The sequence below is a fragment of the Bradyrhizobium sp. WSM471 genome, assembly GCF_000244915.1.
Taxonomy (GTDB): Bacteria; Pseudomonadota; Alphaproteobacteria; order Rhizobiales; family Xanthobacteraceae; genus Bradyrhizobium.
Map to the genome: position 1 here is coordinate 1,233,486 of NZ_CM001442.1, position 20,256 is coordinate 1,253,741.

Consider the following 20,256-nt stretch of genomic DNA (forward strand, 5'->3'; position numbering starts at 1 on the left):
GGATTCATTGCTCCGGCGACGGAGCATCGAACGCGGAATCGCAGGCGGGCTGGCGGCGGTTACGCCGCCGCGAACCGGTCGGGCCTGGCAGGTGTTTTCTCAAACAGGAAACGGCGCTCGATTTCCTCGGCGGGCAACGGAGGGCTGAACAAGTAGCCCTGCATTTCCGTGCAGCCCTCCGCTGCGATCCGGTCCCTTTGCTCCTCGGTCTCCACGCCCTCCGCCGTCGTCGTCATGCCCATTCCGCGCGCCAGTGCCGCCACCGCGCGCACGATGCTGAGGGATGCCGCATTGTTTTCCACGCCGCTGACGAAAGACCGATCGATCTTGATCTTGTCGAAGGGGAAGCATTGCAGATAGGTCAGTGACGAATAACCGGTGCCGAAATCGTCCATGGCGACCTTGATGCCCAGCGCGCGGAGCTGGTGCAGCGTCGCCAGCGTCCCGTTCCTGTCCTGCAGCAAAACGCTTTCCGTGATCTCGATCTCCAGCCGCCGCGGATCTAGGCCGGAGGCCGCGAGCGCGCCGACGATCACCTCCGTCAGGCCCGGCTGGCGGAATTGCACCGCCGAGATGTTGACGGCGACGTGCAGATGGTCCGGCCACCGGCTTGCAGTGGCACAGGCCTGCCGGATCACCCATTCGCCGATCGGCACGATCAGGCCGATCTCTTCCGCAAGCGGGATAAAGCTGTTCGGCGCGACCAGTCCGCGCCGTGGATGTCGCCAACGGATCAAGGCTTCGAAGCCGCTGATCTCGCCGCCGTCGCTCTTCACGACCGGCTGGTAGTGCAGTTCGAACTCGCCGGCGGCAAGGCCGTTGTGCAGGTCCTGCTCCAGCGCGCGGCGGCTTTGCGCTTCTTCGCCCATGGCCGGTTCGAAGAAGCAGTGCATGCCGCGGCCGTCGCTTTTCGCGCGATACAGGGCCAGATCGGCATTGTGCAGGAGTTGCTCGGGCGTCGAGCCGTCGCCGGGCGCGATGGCGATCCCGATGCTCGCGCCCGCAATAGCCTGATGTCCGTCGAGCCCGAACGGAGCACTCAGCGTGCTGACCACATCGCGCGCCAGCAGGTCAGCTTCGCTCGAATCGGAGATCGACGACTGGAGGATCACGAATTCATCGCCACCCATGCGCGCGACGGTATCGCTGTCGCGGGCGAGCAGCTTGAGGCGGCGGCTGACATCCTGCAGCAGAATGTCGCCGGCCTGATGGCCCAGGGTGTCGTTGACGGCCTTGAACTTGTCGAGGTCGATGTGGTGGATCGCGAACATCCCGCCCTGTTCGAGGGCCTGCTCGAGGCGCTGACCGAGCAGGGCGCGATTGGCGAGATCCGTCAGCGCGTCGTGGTGCGCCATATGCGCGATCCGCAATTCCGTCTTGCGCTGCTCGGTGATGTCTTCGTGGGTCGCGACCCACCCGAGATCGGGCATCGGTCGGTGCCTGATCTTGAAGGTTCGCCCGTTCCGCATCTCGACGATGCTGTCCATGGCCTCGGCCGACGTCGCGACATCGGTCCGCCATTTGGCGTATTCCTCCCGCGTCATCGCGGGCACGCTGCCGACTTCGTAGCGCAGGTCGAGGATCTCCTGGAGCGGCGTGCCCGGACGAACGCGGTCCGGCGGCAGGCCGTACATCTCGATAAAGTGCGTGTTGCAGACCACCAGCCGATGGCCGGCGTCGAAGAAGCAGAGTCCGTGCGACATGTTGTTGATCGCGATGTCGAACTGAAAATTGCGCTCCTGTAGCCGCGCACTGAGCTCTTCGCGCTCGGTAATGTCCTCGTGGGTCGCCATGCCGCCGCCGTCGGGCAGGGGATGGATGGTGTAGGCGATGATTCGTCCATCGGCGAACTGCTGGACCGTCTGCTCGCTGACGACCGAACCTTCGGTGCGGGCGCGGACATAGGCGCCGGCTTCTCCGCCGATGTTCAGGCCCAGCTTGAGCCGATGCTCGATCAGGTCCTTGATCGGCGTGCCCGGGTGCACCTGGTCGGGCGAGAGCGCGTACATCTCGCGGTAGCGCGGATTGCAGAAAATGACCCTGCGGTCGCTGCCAAACAGGATGATCCCAAGCCACAGATTATTGGCGGCGCATTTGAGCAGCTCGCCGAGCACGAGCGGATCAATGCTTGCGACCTCCTGATCACTTTCCGCCATGCGCGTTGCCCCCGGGACGACGCGATTAGAGCAGGCGGTGGTGAATCAGCCCAACAATTCGTCCAGTTTCGGGACGTGTTCCTGAAACTGCGGCGAATGCGAGGTTAAAGGCGGCGATGCCGCCTCTGGAAAAGAGAACGCCGGCGAGAATCAGAGATCGTTAACCATGTCGTCCCGCCGAACGCGCGCGGCGCCGGCGGGACGGCGATGCCGCCGTGTCAGTCGACCAGGATTACCCTGATGTCGTTCACATTGGTCAGCGTGGGCCCCGGCAGCAACAGGTCGCCCGTCGCCTCGAAGAACGTCGTCGCGTCGTTGTTGTCGAGATAGACCTGCGGCTGCAGCCCCTGCGCCGTCATCTTCGCGAACGTCGCCGCGTCGATCAGCGCGCCGGCGGGGTCGGTGGGATGGCCGGCACCGCCATCGGCGCCGTCGGTGTCGCCGGCGAGCGCGGAGATGTCAGGCGCGTCCTTCAAGAGGCCGGCGAGCGCCAGCGCATATTCCTGGTTCGGGCCGCCGCGGCCCTGGCCGCGCACGGTGACCGTGAGCTCGCCGCCGGAGAGGATCGCGACGCGCTTGCGCTGCGCGCGGGCCTGAAGCGCCAGCCTGGCGTGATCGGCGGCAATTTCGCGGGCCTCGCCTTCGAGGTCGGCGCCGAGATCGATCGTCTCGTAACCGGCCTCATGCGCCAGCCTCACCGCAGCGTCGAGCGATTGCTTCGGGCGTGCGATCAATTCGAAATGCGCGCGCGCGAACGCGGCGTCGCCGGGCTTGCAGCTCTCGTTGGCGGGGTCGTCCAGCGCGCGGCGGACGGCATCGTCAATGTCGAGCTTGTACCTGGCGACGATGGCGCGCGCATCATTGAGCGTGGTTGGATCGGGCACGGTCGGACCGGAGGCGATCGCGGAGGGGTCGTCATGCGGCACGTCGGAGATCGCGAGCGTCACGATCTCGGCGGCATTTTTGCCCGCGCGCGCCAGCCGGCCGCCCTTGATCCGCGACAGATGCTTGCGCACGACATTCATCTCGCCGATCGGCGCGCCGGAGCGCAGCAGCGCCTTATTGACCGCCTGCTTCTGCGCGAAGCTGATGCCGTTGACGGGCGCGATCCAGTTCGCCGAGCCGCCGCCGGTGAGCAGAACCAAGAGCAAATCGTCCGGCCCGGCCTCGGCTGCGAGCGCGAGCGTATCGGCCGCGCCCTTCAGTCCGGCTTCGTCAGGCACGGGATGACCGGCCTCGACCACGCGGATGCGGCGGGTCGGCACGCCGTAGCCATGACGGGTGGTGGCGATGCCGACGAGGCGCTCCGGTGCGAGCCCGAGCGTGTCGAGGTAGTGCCGCTCGGCGGCGGCGGCCATCGCGGCCGCGCCCTTGCCGGCGGCGAGGCAGATCACGCGTCCCCTCGGCGCGGGCCGCAGGTGCGGCGCCAGTATGGTGCTCGGATGAGCGGCGGCAACGGCGGCGTCGTAGAGCGCGCGGAGCAGGGGGCGTCGGTCGGTCATGACGAAGGGCCTTGAGCGGACAGAAAAGACTGGCGGCAAACGCGCCGCTCACCTGCCTACCGCATCATGCGCCAAAGCGTAAGCGGGCTTTGCCATCATTCGATTGTGCAATCGCGTGATCATAATCGACGCGCAAGCAAAAACCCCCTGCGATGGTTCGCAGGGGGTTTCGTGGTCGTGGGTGTCAGGCGATCAGCCGCCGACGTCGGCGCTGATCACGTCACCAAACAGCTCCCACTTGTCGCCCTTGAATTTCTCGAGCTGGAGCTGGCTGATCGGCGCGAAATCGGTCGGCGACGTGTTGATCTGCACGCCCGGCAGCAACACCTCTGTGCGGAAGTTCTTCAGGCTGGCGGCCTGCTTCATGATGTTCGCGCGCGTGAGATCGTCGCCGCATTGCTTCAGGACCTGGACCAGGGTCTGCGCCACGCCGTAGCCGACGATGGTGCCGTGGTCGAGCTTGTCGCCCTCCGGAAAGTACTTGTTCATGAACGCGACGAAGTCCTTCATGCCGGGATCGCTGTTCCACGCCGGATCCGAAATGTCCTTCAGGTAGTCGGCGGAGATGATGTCCTGCGAGTTCTCGAACCCGGCGGGCTTGAGCACGCTGCCGACCGAGGCCGAGACGTTGTTGAGGAAGTGCAGCGGCTTCCAGCCGATCTCGGCATTCTTCTTGATCGCCTGCGCCGCGAATTTCGGCGTCGTGATGTTCATGAAGACGTCGGCGCCGGTCGACTTCAGCTTGACGATGTGGTTGTCGATGGTCGGCTCGGAGGTCTCGTAGCTCTCCTCCATGACGATCATCGACGCGGCCTTGGCGCCGAGGCCGTCCTTCAGGCCCTTGAGATAATCCTTGCCGTAATCGTCGTTCTGGAACAGCACGGCGATCTTGGCATCCGGCTTGTTCTTGAGCAGCCATTTCGCATAGATCTGCGTCTCGCTCTGGTAGTTGGGCTGCCAGCCCATGGTCCAGGGGAAATCCTTCGGGTCGTTCCATTTGGTTGCGCCGGTGGCGACGAAGAGCTGCGGCACCTTCTTCGAGTTCATGTATTTGTGGATCGCCGAGTTCGGCGGCGTGCCGAGCGAGTTGAAGATGAACAGCACCTCGTCGCTCTCGACCAGCTTGCGCGCCTGCTCCACCGTCTTCGGCGGCGAGTAGGCGTCATCGTACGAGATGAAGTTGATCTTGCGGCCGTTGATGCCGCCTTCGTCGTTGATCTTCTTGAAATAGGCAGCTTCCGTCCGCCCGATGATGCCGTAGGCGGAGGCCGGTCCGCTGTAGGGCATGATGTTGCCGATCTTGATCTCGGTATCGGTCGCGCCGGTATCGTATTTCTTCTGGGCCGATGCAGTGGAGGCCGAGGCCGCAATGAGCGCGAGCGCGAGTGACGCGGCCGCAAGTTTGCCGGTGACAGCGGGCATTCCTATCTCCCTATTTTCTTGGTGTGTGCGCGTCCCTTTTCTTGTGTTGCCTGTTCTTGGTGACGCAACCGCAATTCAATACGATTTACCTGGTGCCTTCAATAGAAAGCCCCCGCGGCCGGGGGGCAGGGGCTGCTTCTTTAGTAGTCAGGGACGGGCGCGCGCTCGTGTGCGACTGCGAGAAGGTGCATCCGTCTGAGTTGATGAACAGATCAGGAGCGAGTTTGAGTTGCGCGGCTTCAGTGGCCAAGCTCGCTTGAGATGACGTCCCCGAACAGCTCCCATTTCCGGCCCTTGAACCGCATCATCTGGAGCTGCTCGATCGGAGCGAAATTATCGGCTGCGGTGTTGATCTTAATGCCGGGCAACAGCGTGTCGGGCTCGAAATCCTTCAGGCTGGCCGCCTGCTTCATGACGTTGTCGCGGGTGAGGTCGTCGCCGCACATTTGCAGCACCTTCACCATGGTCTGCGCAGCCGCGTAGCCGAACACCACGCCGGCATCGAGCTTGTTGGCCTTGGGATCGTACTGCGCGACGAAATTGTAGAATTTCTTCATGCCGTCGTCGGCGTTCCATTGCGGGTCGGAGCCGTCCTTGGTGTAGGTCGCCGACAGGATGCCTTGCGAGATCTCGAGCCCCGCCGGCTCGAGCACACCGCCGACCGAGGCCGAAACGTTGGAGATGATGTGGACCGGATGCCAGCCGATCTCGGCCGCCTTCTTGATCGCCTGCGCTGCAAATTTCGGCGTTGTGATGCTGACGAAGATGTCGGCGCCGGAAGCCTTCAATTTCACGACATGCTCGTCAATCGCGGGCTCCGAAGTGTCGTAGCTGTCCTCCAGCACGATCATCGAGGCCTTGGGGCCGAGGCCTTCCTTCAGCCCTTTCAGATAGTCCTTGCCGAAATCGTCGTTCTGGTAGAGCACGCCGATCTTGCCGTCCGGCTTCTCCTTCATGATGTACTTGGCGTAGATGCGTGCCTCGCTGGCGTAGCTCGGCTGCCAGCCCATGGTCCAGGGATATTGCTTTGGATCGTTCCACTTCGAAGCGCCGCTCGCCACGAACAATTGCGGCACCTTCTTCTCGTTCATGTATTTGCGAATGGCGCCGTTGGTGGAGGTGCCGAGCGAGCCGAAGATCAGCAGCACCCCGTCGCTCTCGACGAGCTTGCGGGCCTGCTCCACCGTCTTCGGCGGCGAATAGCCGTCGTCGTAGGAGATGAACTTGATCTTGCGGCCGCCGATGCCGCCCTCGGCGTTGATCTTGTTGAAATAGGCTTCCTCGGCCTTGCCGATCGCCGCATAGGCGGAGGCCGGGCCGCTATAGGGCATGATGTTGCCGATCTTGATCTCGGTATCGGAAGCGCCGCTATCATATTTCTTCTGCGCCAGGGCTGGGTCGCTCATCGCAGTGCACAACGCGAATGCAGCCAGAACGCCCGCAACCTGAAATCGAACGGCAGTCATCTTTCTCCACCCGGAACGGATCGCCGCCGCATTGAACAAGATTGATGCGGGACGTCAACAAAAAGCCCCCGCGATCGTTCGCGGGGGCCTCTCGATGTGTCGGACTATGGCGTCAGGGCGTCACTCGGTGGCGATGTCGCCGCTGATGATCTCGCCGAAGAGTTCCCACTTCTCGCCCTTGAAGCGCTGCATCTGAAGCTGCGCGATCGGGGCGAAGTCGGTGGGCCCGGTGTTGATCTTGACGCCGGGCAGCAGGGTGTCCGGTGCAAAGTCCTTCAACGAGGCCGCCTGCTTCATGATGTTGGCCCGGGTCAGATCGTCGCCGCACGTCTCCAGGACTTTGGCCAGCGTCGACGCGGCGCCGTAGCCATAGACCATGCTGGTGTCGGACTTGTCGGCACCCGGCATGTACTTGTCGACGAACTCGTTCCACTTCTTCATGCCGGGGTCGTTGGCCCACTGCGGGTCCGTGGAGTCCTTGGCATAGGCCGCCGACAGCACGCCCTGCGCAGCCTCGAAGCCGGCCGGCTTCATCACGCTACCGACCGAGATCGACACGTTGGTGAGGATCTGCAGCGGCTTCCAGCTCAGCTCGGCGGTCTTCTTGATGGTCTGGGCCGCGAACTTCGGCGTCGCGTAGATCAGCAGGACGTCGGGATTGGCCGCCTTGATCTTGACGATGTGACCGTCGATCGAGGGCTCGGACACCTCGTAGCTTTCTTCCATGATGATCATGGACGCGCCCTTGGCGCCCAGGCCGTCCTTGGTGCCCTTGAGGTAGTCTTTGCCGAAATCGTCGTTCTGATAGAGGATCGCGATCTTGGCGTCCGGCTTCTCCTTCAGCAGCCATTTCGCGTAGATCTGCGCTTCGCTCTGGTAGGAGGGCTGCCAGCCCATGGTCCAGGGGAAGTTCTTCGGGTCGTTCCACTTGGTGGCGCCGGTGGCGACGAACAGCTGCGGGATCTTCTTGGCATTCAAATACTTCTGGATTGCGCTGTTCGAGGGCGTGCCGAGCGGGTTGAACACGACGATCACTTCGTCGCTCTCGACCAGCTTGCGGACCTGCTCCACGGCCTTCGGCGGCGAATAGCCGTCGTCATAGGTGACGAAGTTGATCTTGCGGCCGTTGATGCCGCCCTTGTCGTTGATCATCTTGAAATAGGCTTCTTCGGTCTTGCCGATGATGCCATAGGCCGACGCCGGACCGCTGTACGGCATGATGTTGCCGATCTTGATCTCGGTGTCGGAGGCGCCGGTGTCATATTTCTTCTGGGCGAATGCGGCGCCCGAGGTGAGAGTGATGACCGCCGTTGCCGTTACCAGCGCAGCGGTTCGCAGTGTTCTTTCAAAAAGCAATTCGGGTCTCCTTGGCTTAATCAACGGGTTGTCAGTTGTTTCTGAGCCGGCCGACGAGTTGCTGGCCCATGATCGCGATCTGCCTCGCGCCGTGCGGCACGAGGTAGATGACGGCGAACAGGAGTACGCCGAACACGGCGCCGGAGAGGCCCTTGGAGATGCCCTCCGCCATGTTCGGCACGAAGATGATGAAGGCTGCGCCGACGAACGAGCCGGGCAGCCAGCCGACGCCACCGACGACCATGCCGAGGAACAGCGAGATCGCGAGCGTGATCGTGTAGCTGTCGGGCGCGACGAACTGCACGGCGATGGCGCCAAGCGAGCCGGCAACGCCGGTGATGCCGGCGGACACGCCGAAGGCCAGCGTCTTGTACAGTGCGACGTTGACGCCCATCGAGGAGGCCGCGATCTCGTTGTCGCGGATCGCCATGAAGGCGCGGCCCGACCGGGAGCGCAGCAGGTTCACCGAGAAGATGTAGATCGCGAGCACGACGGCAAGCGAGAAGTAGTAGAGCCACGTGTCCTGTGACATCGGCAACCCGAACGGCGCGTCGGGTTTGGTGACGACGAGGCCCTGCACGCCGCCCGTCCAGTGCTCGAGGAAGTTCAGCTTCAGCAGCTGCGGCATCGCGGTGGCAAGCGCAAAGGTCGCGAGCGCGAGATAGACGCCCGACAGCCGCAGCGCCGGCTTGCCGAACAGGTAGCCGAATCCGAAGCAGACCGCGGCGGAAATCGGAATTGTCAGCGCATAGTTGACGTTGAAGTATTCCATCAGCACCGCCGAGGTATAAGCGCCCACGGCGTAGAAGGCGCTCTGGCCGAGCGAGAACTGGCCGGAGCCGCCCGTCAGGATGTTCAAGGCCAGCACCGCGAGCCCGTAGATCAGGAGCATCGTCATCTGGAAGATGATGAAGTTCTTGACGAACATCGGCACGACCAACAGCACCGCCAGTACTAACAGGGAGGTGCCCGTGCCCAGCGTCATTGCCCGCTTCGGAACCGCCTCGACTGCCGTGGCTTCCGTGACGACGTCTTCTGCAGCGCTCATGATCAAACTCGCTTGACGATTTGCCGGCCGAACAGGCCAGCGGGTTTGACGACCAGGACGGAAATGATCAGCGCGAGCGCGATCGGAAGCTTCAACTCGTTGCCGACGCCAGGAATGTAGGTGCCGGCGAGGTTTTCGAAGACACCGACCAGGAAGCCGCCGACCACGGCGCCGAACGGGCTGGTCAGTCCGCCGAGCACCGCCGCGGCAAAGCCGTAGATCAGCACGCCGCCCATCATGTTGGGCTCGAGGAACACGACCGGTGCGATCAGCATGCCGGCGATCGCACCGATCGCGGACGCCATGCCCCAGCCGAGCGCAATCATCCAGCTGGTGTTGATGCCGACCAGCCGCGCCGATTCAGGCACGGAGGCGGCCGCGCGCATGGCGAGGCCGATCTTGGTGTACTGGAAGAAGAAGTAGAGGCCGAGCAGCAGCAGCACGGTGACGCCGATCATGCCGGCCTGGTGGGTCGAGATCAGCTGGCTGCCGAGGAAGGGCGAGGAGCCGAACGGGGTCGGATACTGCTTGATGGTGAAGTCCCAGATCAGGCCGGCCGAGGAGTTGATGATCGCGAACAGCGCGATGAAACCGGCGACGTTGGTCAGCACCGGCGCCTTGGCGAGCGGCTTGAACAGGATGCGCTCGATCGCGATGCCGCCGACAAAGGACAAGGCCAGCGTGATCACGAAGGCGGCCCAATAGGGGATGCCCCATTGCATCAGCTGCCAGGAGATGAAGGTCGAGAACATCGCCATCTCGCCCTGCGCGAAGTTGAGGTGGTCGATCGCCTGGTAGATCATGACCACGGCGAGCGCCATGCAGGCGTAGATCGCGCCCGTGGCGATGCCGGCCAGCACTTGGTTGGTGAACAGCTCCATCGTGCCGGCTCCTCAGTAACCCAGGTAGGATTTGCGGATTTCTTCGTTGTTCGCGATGTCCTTGGCGTTGCCCGACATCACGATGCGCCCGGTCTCGATCACATAGGCCTGGTCGGCGAGCTCGAGCGCGAGCTGGGCGTTCTGCTCGACCACCAGGATCGACACCTTGTCCTCGCGATTGATCTTGCCGAGGATGCCGAACAGGTCGCGCACCACCAGCGGCGCCAGGCCGAACGAAGGCTCGTCCAGCAGCATCAGCCGCGGCCGCAGCATCAGGGCGCGGGCGACCGCGAGCATCTGCTGCTCGCCGCCCGAGAGCGTGCCGGCCTGCTGGGTATGCCGCTGCTTGAGCACCGGGAAATGCGCATACATGCGTTCGATGTCGGAGACGATGCCGGCGCTGTCCTTGCGGGTGATTGCGCCGAGCTGGAGGTTTTCCTCCACCGTCATGGTGGTGAAGGTGCCGCGGCCCTGCGGCACATGGGCGATGCCGAACCGCACGATGCTCTCCGTGGAGCGGTTGTTCAGCGGCTTGCCGTCGAACTCGATGCCGCCGGTCGAGCGCACCATGTTGCAGATCGCGCGTAGCGTGGTGGTCTTGCCGGCGCCGTTGGCCCCCAGCAGCGTGGTCAGCGATCCCTCGCTGAGCGAGAAGGACAGGCCGTGGAGCGCTTGGACCTGGCCGTAATAGGCGCGCAGGTCCTTGACGTTGAGCAGCGTCGTCATTGGTCCTTGCTCCCGAGATAGGCCTTGATGACGTCGGGATCCGCCTGCACCTGGGCCGGCGTGCCTTCCGCGAGCTTCTTGCCGAAATTCAGCGCGACGACGTGGTCGGCGATCGACATCACGAGGCCCATGTGATGCTCGACCAGCAGCACGGTCATATGGCGTTCGTCGCGGATGCGGCGGATGAGGTCGCCGAGCACGTAGACTTCCTCGTGGTTGAGGCCGCCGGCGGGCTCGTCGAGCAGCAGGATCTTCGGATCGGCAGCGAGAGCGCGCGCCAGCTCGACGCGCTTCTGCGTGCCGAACGGCAGGCCCGACACGACGGTGTGGGCGACGTCCTCGAGGTCGAGATAGGCGAGGATCTCATGCACCTTCTTGTTGACGTCGCTCTCGCTGCGGCGAACCCAGGCCAGCCGCAGCGAGTCGCTGATGATGTCGCTGGAGGTGCGGGCATGGGTGCCGACGCGGACATTGTCCATCACCGACAAATTCGGAAACAGCGCCACGTTCTGGAAGGTGCGGCCGATGCCGATCTCCGCGATCCGGTGCGGCGGGCGCGTCAGGATGCTGGCGCCCTCCATCAGGATGTCGCCGGACGACGGCTGGTAGAGCCGCGACAGGCAGTTGAAGAGCGTGGTCTTGCCGGCGCCGTTAGGGCCGATCAAGCCGAGGATCTGGCCCTTGTGCATGTCAAAGGACACGCCGTTGAGCGCAACGATGCCGCCGAACACGACGCTGACGTCGCGAACCGCGAGCAGGGGCGATGTCCCCTGCGCGAGCTGTGCCTGCGTCATCTCGTCTCGCCCACTGTGTTCAGTGAGCGAAGGGGCGATGTGAACCGCTCCCGATGACGACAAAGGCTATCTGATCCCCTCGGCCACACGCGCAACTTTCCCTCCTGATTTCAGCTTTTTGCTGACGTCTTTTTTGGAATGCGGCATCAGACCTCCAAGTGCCGCTTCGATGTTCCTTACCATCGCAAGCAGACGCGGTCCAATGTCGGTGATCAAACGCTCTTCCGTGAAGCGGAATGCCGGCGCGCCGCAATTGAATGCGTAGGGACCGGTTCCGTCGTTGAGCCTGAGCGCGACGCCGGCAGCACCGATATCGTCGTGCCAGTCGCCGACCGAAATCGCAAATCCGTATTTAGCGACCGTCTCGCCAGAGCGTTCCAAACCGTCGCGCATCTTGGGCCAGCGGCTGCCGTAATGTTCGCGCAAGACACGAGACAGTTCCGCCCGATCGTTCTCCTCGAGCGCCCAGAAATAGGCACGGCCCATCGCGCTGGTTGCAATCGGCACGCGGGAGCCGACGTCAAGTTGAACGCCGACCGTCTCGCTGCCGCGGCTTTGCCCGAAATAGATCATGCTGTGACGGTCGCGGCCGCCGACGGCAACGGCTCCGCCGGTCGCACGCATCATTTCCTCGCGGAACGGTTCGGACAAATGCCGAACGCCGAGATTGGATAACGCGGCGTAGCCGAGCGCCATCGCGGCCGGCGCAAGCTGATATTTCTCGAAGCGGGGAACCGGCGTCAGATAGCCGAGCTTCGTCAACGTATAGGTCAGCCGCGAAACGGTCGGTTTGGGCAAATTGGTACGGGCCGCGATTTCCTGATTGCCAAGAAGTCCGTCGCTGGGCTGGAATGCACGCAATACGTCGAGTCCGCGGGAAAGCGCGACGACGAAATTCCGGTCGGTCGCTGTCTTCTTTCCTGTACGCTTCATCCCTGATCTGCTTCTTGCGCGGAGTCGTTGACAAGCCACGTGCTTCAAAATAACCCTGCCGTCAAGATGCGGAATTAAATTCCGCAATGCGAAATTGAACAAAAGTTACCCCACCAAGGAGGGACACCGTGAGCGAAGTGGTCAAGCTTGAGCGTCATGACGAAGTCGGGATCGTCACGGTCGACAGCCCTCCGGTCAACGCGCTGAGCGCCGCGGTTCGTGGCGGAATTCTGGAGTGCATCAAGGCCGCAGTCGCCGATCCCGCCATCAAGGGCATCGTGCTGACCTGTGCCGGCCGCACCTTCATCGCGGGCGCCGACATCACCGAATTCGGCAAGCCGCCGAAGCCGCCCGCCCTCAACGACGTGCTTTCCGAGATCGAGAACTCGCCGAAGCCGGTCGTGGCCGCGATCCACGGCACCGCGCTCGGCGGCGGTCTCGAGGTCGCGCTCGCCTGTCATTTCCGCGTCGCGGTGAAGGAAGCCAAGCTCGGCCTGCCCGAGGTGAAGCTCGGCCTGCTGCCGGGCGCCGGTGGCACCCAGCGTCTGCCACGCGCGGTCGGACCGGAGCTCGCGGTCAAGATGATCGTCGGCGGTGATCCGATCGGTGCGGCGGAAGCGCTCAAGAACGGTCTGATCGAGGAGATCGTCGAGGGCCCGGCCGCCGGAGGCGAAGCCTTCGTACGAAAGCTGCTGGCTGAAAAGCGTCCGCTGCGCCGCCTGCGTGACGACGACTCCAAGATCGCAGCGGCCAGGGCTGACCGCTCGATCTTCACCAATGCGGTCGCCGCCATGACCAAGAAGTCGCGCGGCCTGGAAGCGCCGTTCGCGGCGGCCGACGCCGTCGGCTACGCCATCGACCTGCCGTTCGACGAAGGCCTCAAGAAGGAGCGCGAGGGCTTCCTGAAGCTCGTCGCCAGCGATCAGTCCAAGGCGCAGCGTTATGCCTTCTTCGCCGAGCGCGAGGCCAGCAAGATCGCCGGCGTTCCTGAAGGGACCAAGCCGCGGCCCGTGAACCGCGTCGCCATCCTCGGCGCCGGCACGATGGGCGGCGGCATCGCGATGTCCTTTGCCAATGCCGGCGTTCCCGTCACCCTGATCGAGACCGGCGAGGAGCAGCTCAAGCGCGGCATGGGCATCATGCAGAAGAACTGGGAAGCGACCGCGGCGCGCGGCGGCATCCCGGCGGACGCGCCCGCCAAGCGCATGGCGCTGATCAACGGCGTCGTGGGCATCGAGAACGTCGGCGACGCCGACCTCGTCATCGAAGCCGTGTTCGAGACCATGGCGGTGAAGAAGGAAGTGTTCGGCAAGCTCGACCAATACGTCAAGCCGGGCGCCGTGCTCGCCTCCAACACCTCCTACCTGAACATCGACGAGATCGCGAAGTCGACCAAGCGTCCGCAGGACGTGCTCGGCATGCACTTCTTCTCGCCCGCCAACGTCATGAAATTGTGCGAGATCGTGCGCGCCGACAAGACCGCGCCGGATGCGCTGGTGACTGCTGTCAACATCGCCCGCAAGATCGCAAAGGTGCCGGCCGTGGTCGGTGTCTGCGACGGCTTTGTCGGCAACCGCATGCTGGCCCAGCGCGGCAAGCAGTCCGAAAAGCTGCTGTTCGAAGGTGCGCTGCCGCAGCAGGTCGACGCCGTCGTGACGAAATTCGGCATGCCGATGGGGCCGTTCGCGATGGGTGACCTCGCCGGGCTCGACATCGGCTGGCGCTCGCGCAAGGACCGCGGCATCAAGTCGGAGATTGCCGACGCGCTCTGCGAAGCCGGCCGCTTCGGCCAGAAGACCGGCAAGGGCTACTACAAATACGAGGCCGGCTCCCGTTCGGCGCTGCCCGATCCCGAAGTCGAGAAGCTGATCGACGAGACGCTGCTTCGTTTGGGCCGCAAGAAGCGCGTCGTCAGCGACGACGAGATCCTCGAGCGCATGATGTATCCGATGATCAACGAGGGCGCGAAGATCCTGGAGGAAGGTATCGCCGCGCGCCCGTCCGATATCGACGTGGTCTGGCTCTATGGCTATGGCTGGCCGATCTACCGAGGCGGCCCGATGTTCTGGGCCGACACCGTCGGCCTCAAGCACATCGCCGATCGTCTCTCCTTCTATGCCAAGGAGACCAACGATCCCAGCCTCGAGCCCGCGCCGCTGCTGAAGAAGCTCGCAGCCGAAGGCAAGACCTTCGCCTCGCTCGCGGCCGGCTCGAAAGCCGCGTGATTGGATTGGGCTCGGTGATTGCGAACACCTTTGCCAGGGCAAGGCTCTCTCCGTTCCCTCCCCCCTTGTGGGGGAGGGTCAGGGAGGGGGGTAGCCCCGGGCGAGGTCAGAGTTCGTGGCACCCCCTTCCCCAACCCTTCCCCACAAGGGGGAAGGGAGCCGGTCTGTCCGTACCCGCCTTACGTTTGCAGAGCATTGATCGTTAATGACCCATCCCGGCGAACAGTTTTATCCCGAGGGCGTGCGCTGGGACGACACCATCGTCCAGGGCACGCTGCCTGACCTGCTGGCAAAAGCCGCCGCGGAGTACGGCCCGCGCACCGCACTGGAATTCCGGGATCGTCCGATCAGCTACACCGAACTCGCCGCGATGGCGGAGCGTGCGGCTGCCGCGTTCCTGCGCGCCGGCTACGGCAAGAATACGTCCATCGCCCTGTTCCTCGGCAATACGCCGGACCATCCCGTCAATTTCTTCGGCGCGCTGAAGGCCGGCGCCCGCGTCGCGCATCTTTCACCGCTCGACGGCGAAATCGCGCTGACGCACAAGGTCTCCGATTCCGGTTCGCGCCTGCTCGTCACCTCCAACCTCGCGGCGCTGCTGCCGACCGCGCTGAAATTCCTGGAGAAGGGCCTGATCGATCGCCTGGTCGTCTGCGAGGACGACAATTGGGGCAAGGTCGGCACGCCGCAGGCACCGATCCCCGATGATCCCCGCATCGTCACTTTCAAGGCCTTCGTCGAGGGCGCCACCGCGCCAGCGCAGTGGCCGTCGGTGACGGCGGACGACGTCGCGCTGCTGCAATATACCGGTGGCACCACCGGGTTGCCCAAGGGCGCGATGCTGACCCACGGCAATCTCACTTCGGCCGTGTCGATTTACGACGTCTGGGGCAAGCCGTCGCGCGCGACGCGCGGCGACGTCGTCGAGCGCGTGATCTGCGTGCTGCCGCTGTTCCACATCTATGCGCTCACGGTCGTGCTGCTGTCCTCACTCAGTCGCGGTTATCTGATCTCGCTGCATCAGCGTTTCGATGTCGAAGCGGTGATGCGCGACATCGAAATCAAGCGCGCGACCTATTTCCCGGGCGTGCCGACCATGTGGATCGCGATCGCGGCCCTTCCCGATCTCGACAAGCGCGATTTCTCCTCGCTCGCGACGATCGGCTCCGGGGGCGCGCCGCTGCCGGTGGAGGTCGCAAATTTCTTCGAGCGCAAGGTTGGCAAGAAGCTCAAGAGCGGCTGGGGCATGACCGAGACCTGCTCGCCCGGCACCGGCCATCCGCCCACCGGTCCCGACAAGCCCGGCTCGATCGGCCTGATGCTGCCCGGCATCGAACTCGACGTCGTCGCGCTGGACGATCCGACACGCGTATTGCCGCCGGGCGAAGTCGGCGAAATCCGCATCAAGGGCCCGAACGTCACCAGGGGCTATTGGAACAAGCCCGAGGGATCCGCGGAGGCCTTCGTCGACGGCCGCTTCGTCACCGGCGACATCGGATATGTCGACACCGACGGCTATTTCTTCCTGGTCGACCGCAAGAAGGACATGATTATCTCCGGCGGCTTCAACGTCTATCCGCAAATGATTGAGCAGGCGATCTACACCCTACCAGGCGTGCACGAGGTGATCGTGCTCGGCATTCCCGACTCGTATCGCGGCGAGGCCGCCAAAGCCTTCATCAAGCTGAAGCCGGACGCAAAGCCGTTCTCGCTCGACGAGCTGCGCGCGCAGCTCGCCGGCAAGCTCGGCAAGCACGAATTGCCGGCGGAGGTCGAATTCGTCGACGATCTGCCGCGCACGCCGGTAGGAAAGCTGTCGCGCCATGAGTTGCGCCAGCAGCAGAAACCATCACAATCCGCCCAACTTGCCACCCGACTTGCATCAGGAGATCGCTCTTGACCGACGCCGTCATCGTTTCCACCGCCCGCACCCCGATCGGCAAGGCCTATCGCGGCGCGCTCAACGCCACCGAGGGCGCAACCCTGCTCGGCCACGCCATCGGCGAAGCCGTCGCGCGCGCCAAGGTCGACCCCAGGGAGGTCGAGGACGTCGTGATGGGCGCAGCGCTCCAGCAGGGCGCGACCGGCGGCAACATCGCGCGCAAGGCGCTGCTCCGTGCCGGTCTCCCCGTCACCGTCGCCGGCACCACCATCGACCGGCAATGCGCCTCGGGCCTGCAGGCAATCGCGCTCGCCGCACGTTCGGTGATTTTCGACGGCGTCGAGATCGCGGTCGGCGGTGGCGGCGAGTCCATCTCGCTGGTGCAGAACGACAAGATGAACGGCTTCCATGCGCAGGACCCGGCGCTGCTCGAGATCAAGGGCGAGGTCTACATGCCCATGATCGACACCGCCGAAATCGTGGCCAAGCGCTACGGCATCTCGCGCGAGAAACAGGACGAATATTCGCTCGAGAGCCAGCGCCGCACGGCTGCGGCCCAGCAGGGCGGCAAGTTCAGGGACGAACTCGCGCCGATCACCACAAAGATGGCGGTGACCGACAAGGCGACCGGTGCGGTCTCGTTCAAGGACGTCACGCTGTCGCAGGACGAGGGCCCGCGCCCCGAGACCACCGCTGAAGGTCTCGCCGGCCTCAAGGCCGTGCGCGGCGACGGTTTTTCGGTCACCGCCGGCAATGCCAGCCAGCTTTCGGACGGGGCTAGCGCCTCCGTGATCATGAGCGACAAGGAAGCGGCAAAGCGCGGGCTGAACCCGCTCGGCATCTTCCGCGGCTTCGTCTCCGCCGGCTGCGAGCCGGACGAGATGGGCATCGGCCCGGTGTTCGCCGTGCCGCGCCTGCTCAAGCGTCATGGCCTGACCGTCGACGACATCGGCCTGTGGGAGCTGAACGAAGCCTTCGCGGTGCAGGTGCTGTATTGCCGCGACAAGCTGGGCATCGACCCCGACAAGATCAACGTCGACGGCGGCGCGATTGCGGTGGGCCATCCCTACGGCATGTCGGGCGCGCGCCTCACCGGCCACGCTCTGATCGAAGGCCGCCGCCGCAAGGCGAAGTACGCGGTCGTCACCATGTGCGTCGGCGGCGGCATGGGCGCGGCGGGGCTTTTTGAGGTGTTGCAGTAACCGTCGTCCCGGCGAAGGCCGGGGCCCATACGCCGCAGCAGGCGTTTGGGGCGCAGACAATAATGGCCTGTGCAAGACAACAAAGGGTTGTGGTTATGGGTCCCGGCCTTCGCCGGGACGACAAGGGTAGGAGGATCCGATGGATCTCGCATTCACGAAAGAAGAGCAGGCGTTTCGCGAGGAAGTGCGGTCATTCTTCCGCGACAACGTGCCGCCGGATACGCGGCGCAAGCTGGTCGAGGGCCGCCACCTCTCGAAGGACGAGATGGTGACGTGGTGGCGCATCCTCAACAAGAAGGGCTGGGGCGTCAGCCACTGGCCGAAGCAATATGGCGGCACCGGCTGGACCTCCGTGCAGCACTACATCTTCAACGAGGAGCTGCAGTCCTATCCGGCGCCGCAGCCGCTCGCCTTCGGCGTCAGCATGGTCGGTCCTGTCATCTACACCTTCGGCAATGAAGAGCAGAAGAAGCAGTATCTGCCCCGCATCGCCAATGTCGACGATTGGTGGTGCCAGGGTTTTTCCGAGCCCGGCTCCGGCTCCGACCTCGCCTCGCTCAAGACCAAGGCCGAGCGCAAGGGCGACAAGTGGATCATCAACGGCCAGAAGACCTGGACGACGCTCGCCCAGCACGCCGACATGATCTTCTGCCTGTGCCGCACCGATGCGACCGCCAAGAAGCAGATGGGCATCTCCTTCATCGTGTTCTCGATGAAGTCGAAGGGCGTCACCGTGCGCCCGATCCAGACCATCGACGGCGGCGTCGAGGTCAACGAAGTCTTCTTCGACGACGTCGAAGTGCCCTACGAGAACCTGATCGGCGAGGAGAACAAGGGCTGGGACTACGCGAAATTCCTGCTCGGTAATGAGCGCACCGGCATCGCCCGGGTCGGCGTCTCCAAGGAGCGGCTGCGCCGCATCCGCGATCTGGCCGGTAAGGTCGAATCCGGCGGCAAGCCGATCATCCAGGACGCGGCCTTCCGTGACAAGCTTGCGGCCTGCGAGATCGAGCTCAAGGCGCTCGAGCTGACGCAGCTCCGCGTCGTCGCCGACGAAGGCAAGCATGGCAAGGGCAAGCCCAATCCGGCTTCCTCCGTGCTGAAGATCAAGGGCTCCGAGATCCAGCAGACCACCACCGAGCTGCTGATGGAGGTGATCGGTCCGTTCGCAGCACCTTATGACGTGCACGGCGATGACGGCTCGAACGAAGCCATGGACTGGACCGCCCAGATCGCGCCGAGCTATTTCAACAACCGCAAGGTCTCGATCTACGGCGGCTCCAACGAGATCCAGCGCAACATCATCGCCAAGGCGGTGCTGGGGCTTTGATCGTACACTATCAACACGCACTCACCGTCATGGCCGGGCTTGACCCGGCCATCCACGCCTAGCGCCACGAAAGAACGTGGATGTCCGGCACAAGGCCGGGCATGACGACATCGATACCGGAGAGCAAAGAACATGGATTTTGATCTGAACGAGGAGCAACGGCTTCTCAAGGAAAGCATCGACGGCCTCTTGACCGATTCCTATGATTTCGAGAGCCGCAAGAAGTACATGAAGGAGAAGGGCGGCTGGAGCAAAGCGGTCTGGGGCAAGCTCGCAGAGCAGGGACTGCTCGGTCTGCCCTTCGCGGAGGCCGATGGCGGCTTCGGCGGCGGCGGCGTCGAGACCATGATCGTGATGGAGGCGCTCGGCAAGGCACTGGTGCTCGAGCCTTATCTCGCAACCGTCGTGATCGGCGGCGGCTTCCTGCGCCATGCGGGCAGCGATGCGCAGAAGGCCGCGCATGTGCCCGGCATCGTCGACGGCAGCAAGACGCTCGCCTTTGCCCAGCTCGAGAAGAACTCGCGCTACGATCTCTTCGACGTCACCACGACGGCGAAGAAGAAGGGTGAGGGTTGGGTCATCGACGGCGAGAAGTTCGTCGTGCTCAACGGCGAGAACGCAGACACCCTCATCGTGACCGCGCGCACCAAGGGCGAGCGCCGCGACAAGACCGGCATCGGCGTGTTCCTGGTGCCGGCCGATGCCAAGGGCGTCGCCAAGAAGTCGTATCCGACCCAGGACGGCCTGCACGCCGCCGACATCACCTTCACCGGCGTCGAAATCGGTGCCGATGCCGTGCTCGGCAATCCCGACGACTCGCTCGGGCTGATCGAGCGTGTGGTCGACGAAGCCCGCATCGCGCTTTGCGCCGAAGCGGTCGGCCTGATGGACGAGTCTCTGAAGACAACAGTCGAGTACATCAAGACGCGCAAGCAGTTCGGCGTGCCGATCGGCTCGTTCCAGTCGCTGCAGCACCGCGCCTCCGACATGTTCGTCGCCGCCGAGCAGGCGCGATCGATGTCGATGTTCGCGACCATGGCTGTTGATTTCGAGGACGCCAAGGAGCGCAGCAACGCCGTTGCCGCGGCCAAGGTGCAGATCGGCAAGTCGCTGAAGTTCGTGGGACAGCAGGCGATCCAGCTCCACGGCGGCATCGGCATGACCATGGAGGCGAAGATCGGCCACTATTTCAAGCGCCTGACCATGATCGAGAACTCGTTCGGCGACACCGACTACCACCAGCGCCGCGTGGCGGACGGTGGCGGGTTGATCTAGCCGCGGCAGCTGTCGTCCCCCGCGAAAGCGAGGGATCCAGTACGCCGCGGCTTCTCGG

15 protein-coding genes are annotated in these 20,256 nt (G+C 64.0%); 5 read left to right on the forward strand and 10 right to left on the reverse strand.

Annotation, left to right across the window (positions count from 1 at the left end):
- Nucleotides 1-59: 59 nt before the first annotated feature.
- From BRA471DRAFT_RS05695 to BRA471DRAFT_RS05740, 10 genes are all read right to left on the reverse strand, one after another.
- Nucleotides 60-2,156 (reverse strand): bifunctional diguanylate cyclase/phosphodiesterase, encoded by a 2,097-nt coding sequence (locus tag BRA471DRAFT_RS05695; protein ID WP_007605307.1) that lies wholly within the window; start codon nucleotides 2,154-2,156, stop codon nucleotides 60-62.
- A 218-nt stretch (nucleotides 2,157-2,374) separates the two neighbouring features.
- Nucleotides 2,375-3,658, reverse strand: a complete 1,284-nt coding sequence (locus BRA471DRAFT_RS05700; RefSeq protein WP_007605309.1) for a glycerate kinase — start codon at nucleotides 3,656-3,658, stop codon at nucleotides 2,375-2,377.
- A 192-nt stretch (nucleotides 3,659-3,850) separates the two neighbouring features.
- A complete protein-coding gene (locus BRA471DRAFT_RS05705; protein ID WP_007605311.1) occupies nucleotides 3,851-5,080 on the reverse strand; it encodes an ABC transporter substrate-binding protein in 1,230 nt (409 codons plus the stop codon).
- A gap of 239 nt (nucleotides 5,081-5,319) precedes the next feature.
- Entirely contained in the window at nucleotides 5,320-6,546 is a 1,227-nt protein-coding gene (locus BRA471DRAFT_RS05710; protein WP_007605313.1) for an ABC transporter substrate-binding protein, read from the reverse strand.
- Nucleotides 6,547-6,666: 120 nt separating this feature from the next.
- Entirely contained in the window at nucleotides 6,667-7,902 is a 1,236-nt protein-coding gene (locus BRA471DRAFT_RS05715) for an ABC transporter substrate-binding protein (protein WP_007605315.1), read from the reverse strand.
- Between the two features lie 31 nt (nucleotides 7,903-7,933).
- Nucleotides 7,934-8,950, reverse strand: a complete 1,017-nt coding sequence (locus tag BRA471DRAFT_RS05720) for a branched-chain amino acid ABC transporter permease (RefSeq protein ID WP_007605316.1) — start codon at nucleotides 8,948-8,950, stop codon at nucleotides 7,934-7,936.
- Nucleotides 8,951-8,952: 2 nt separating this feature from the next.
- Nucleotides 8,953-9,831 (reverse strand): branched-chain amino acid ABC transporter permease, encoded by an 879-nt coding sequence (locus BRA471DRAFT_RS05725; protein ID WP_007599708.1) that lies wholly within the window; start codon nucleotides 9,829-9,831, stop codon nucleotides 8,953-8,955.
- 12 nt (nucleotides 9,832-9,843) lie between these two features.
- A complete protein-coding gene (locus tag BRA471DRAFT_RS05730) occupies nucleotides 9,844-10,557 on the reverse strand; it encodes an ABC transporter ATP-binding protein (RefSeq protein ID WP_007599709.1) in 714 nt (237 codons plus the stop codon).
- Nucleotides 10,554-11,351, reverse strand: a complete 798-nt coding sequence (locus tag BRA471DRAFT_RS05735; protein ID WP_007599710.1) for an ABC transporter ATP-binding protein — start codon at nucleotides 11,349-11,351, stop codon at nucleotides 10,554-10,556. The genes BRA471DRAFT_RS05730 and BRA471DRAFT_RS05735 overlap by 4 nt, the downstream gene beginning before the upstream one ends.
- A gap of 66 nt (nucleotides 11,352-11,417) precedes the next feature.
- A complete protein-coding gene (locus BRA471DRAFT_RS05740) occupies nucleotides 11,418-12,284 on the reverse strand; it encodes an IclR family transcriptional regulator (RefSeq protein WP_007605319.1) in 867 nt (288 codons plus the stop codon).
- Between the two features lie 128 nt (nucleotides 12,285-12,412).
- Between BRA471DRAFT_RS05740 and BRA471DRAFT_RS05745 the strand changes: the two genes are divergently transcribed.
- The 5 genes from BRA471DRAFT_RS05745 (at nucleotide 12,413) to pimD (ending at nucleotide 20,198) form a co-directional block, all read left to right on the forward strand.
- Entirely contained in the window at nucleotides 12,413-14,509 is a 2,097-nt protein-coding gene (locus tag BRA471DRAFT_RS05745; RefSeq protein WP_007605322.1) for a 3-hydroxyacyl-CoA dehydrogenase NAD-binding domain-containing protein, read from the forward strand.
- 205 nt (nucleotides 14,510-14,714) lie between these two features.
- Nucleotides 14,715-16,409, forward strand: a complete 1,695-nt coding sequence (gene pimA, locus BRA471DRAFT_RS05750) for a dicarboxylate--CoA ligase PimA (RefSeq protein WP_007605324.1) — start codon at nucleotides 14,715-14,717, stop codon at nucleotides 16,407-16,409.
- Nucleotides 16,406-17,593 carry an acetyl-CoA C-acyltransferase gene (locus BRA471DRAFT_RS05755; RefSeq protein ID WP_007605326.1) on the forward strand — a complete coding sequence of 396 codons (1,188 nt, stop codon included), beginning with the start codon at nucleotides 16,406-16,408 and terminating at the stop codon, nucleotides 17,591-17,593. The genes pimA and BRA471DRAFT_RS05755 overlap by 4 nt, the downstream gene beginning before the upstream one ends.
- A 139-nt stretch (nucleotides 17,594-17,732) precedes the next feature.
- Nucleotides 17,733-18,923 (forward strand): pimeloyl-CoA dehydrogenase large subunit, encoded by a 1,191-nt coding sequence (pimC, locus tag BRA471DRAFT_RS05760; protein ID WP_007605328.1) that lies wholly within the window; start codon nucleotides 17,733-17,735, stop codon nucleotides 18,921-18,923.
- Between the two features lie 132 nt (nucleotides 18,924-19,055).
- Nucleotides 19,056-20,198: a pimeloyl-CoA dehydrogenase small subunit gene (gene pimD, locus BRA471DRAFT_RS05765; protein WP_007605330.1), complete on the forward strand. Its 1,143-nt coding sequence runs from the start codon at nucleotides 19,056-19,058 to the stop codon at nucleotides 20,196-20,198.
- Nucleotides 20,199-20,256 lie beyond the last annotated feature (58 nt).

Bases quoted from the DNA above. Each gene is read 5' to 3' on its own strand.
- BRA471DRAFT_RS05695 (WP_007605307.1), bottom strand. From the start codon at position 2,156: ATGGCGGAAAGTGATCAGGAGGTCGCAAGCATTGATCCGCTCGTGCTC.
- BRA471DRAFT_RS05700 (WP_007605309.1), bottom strand. From the start codon at position 3,658: ATGACCGACCGACGCCCCCTGCTCCGCGCGCTCTACGACGCCGCCGTT.
- BRA471DRAFT_RS05705 (WP_007605311.1), bottom strand. From the start codon at position 5,080: ATGCCCGCTGTCACCGGCAAACTTGCGGCCGCGTCACTCGCGCTCGCG.
- BRA471DRAFT_RS05710 (WP_007605313.1), bottom strand. From the start codon at position 6,546: ATGACTGCCGTTCGATTTCAGGTTGCGGGCGTTCTGGCTGCATTCGCG.
- BRA471DRAFT_RS05720 (WP_007605316.1), bottom strand. From the start codon at position 8,950: ATGAGCGCTGCAGAAGACGTCGTCACGGAAGCCACGGCAGTCGAGGCG.
- BRA471DRAFT_RS05725 (WP_007599708.1), bottom strand. From the start codon at position 9,831: ATGGAGCTGTTCACCAACCAAGTGCTGGCCGGCATCGCCACGGGCGCG.
- BRA471DRAFT_RS05730 (WP_007599709.1), bottom strand. From the start codon at position 10,557: ATGACGACGCTGCTCAACGTCAAGGACCTGCGCGCCTATTACGGCCAG.
- BRA471DRAFT_RS05735 (WP_007599710.1), bottom strand. From the start codon at position 11,351: ATGACGCAGGCACAGCTCGCGCAGGGGACATCGCCCCTGCTCGCGGTT.
- BRA471DRAFT_RS05740 (WP_007605319.1), bottom strand. From the start codon at position 12,284: ATGAAGCGTACAGGAAAGAAGACAGCGACCGACCGGAATTTCGTCGTC.
- pimA (WP_007605324.1), top strand. From the start codon at position 14,715: ATGACCCATCCCGGCGAACAGTTTTATCCCGAGGGCGTGCGCTGGGAC.
- pimC (WP_007605328.1), top strand. From the start codon at position 17,733: ATGGATCTCGCATTCACGAAAGAAGAGCAGGCGTTTCGCGAGGAAGTG.
- pimD (WP_007605330.1), top strand. From the start codon at position 19,056: ATGGATTTTGATCTGAACGAGGAGCAACGGCTTCTCAAGGAAAGCATC.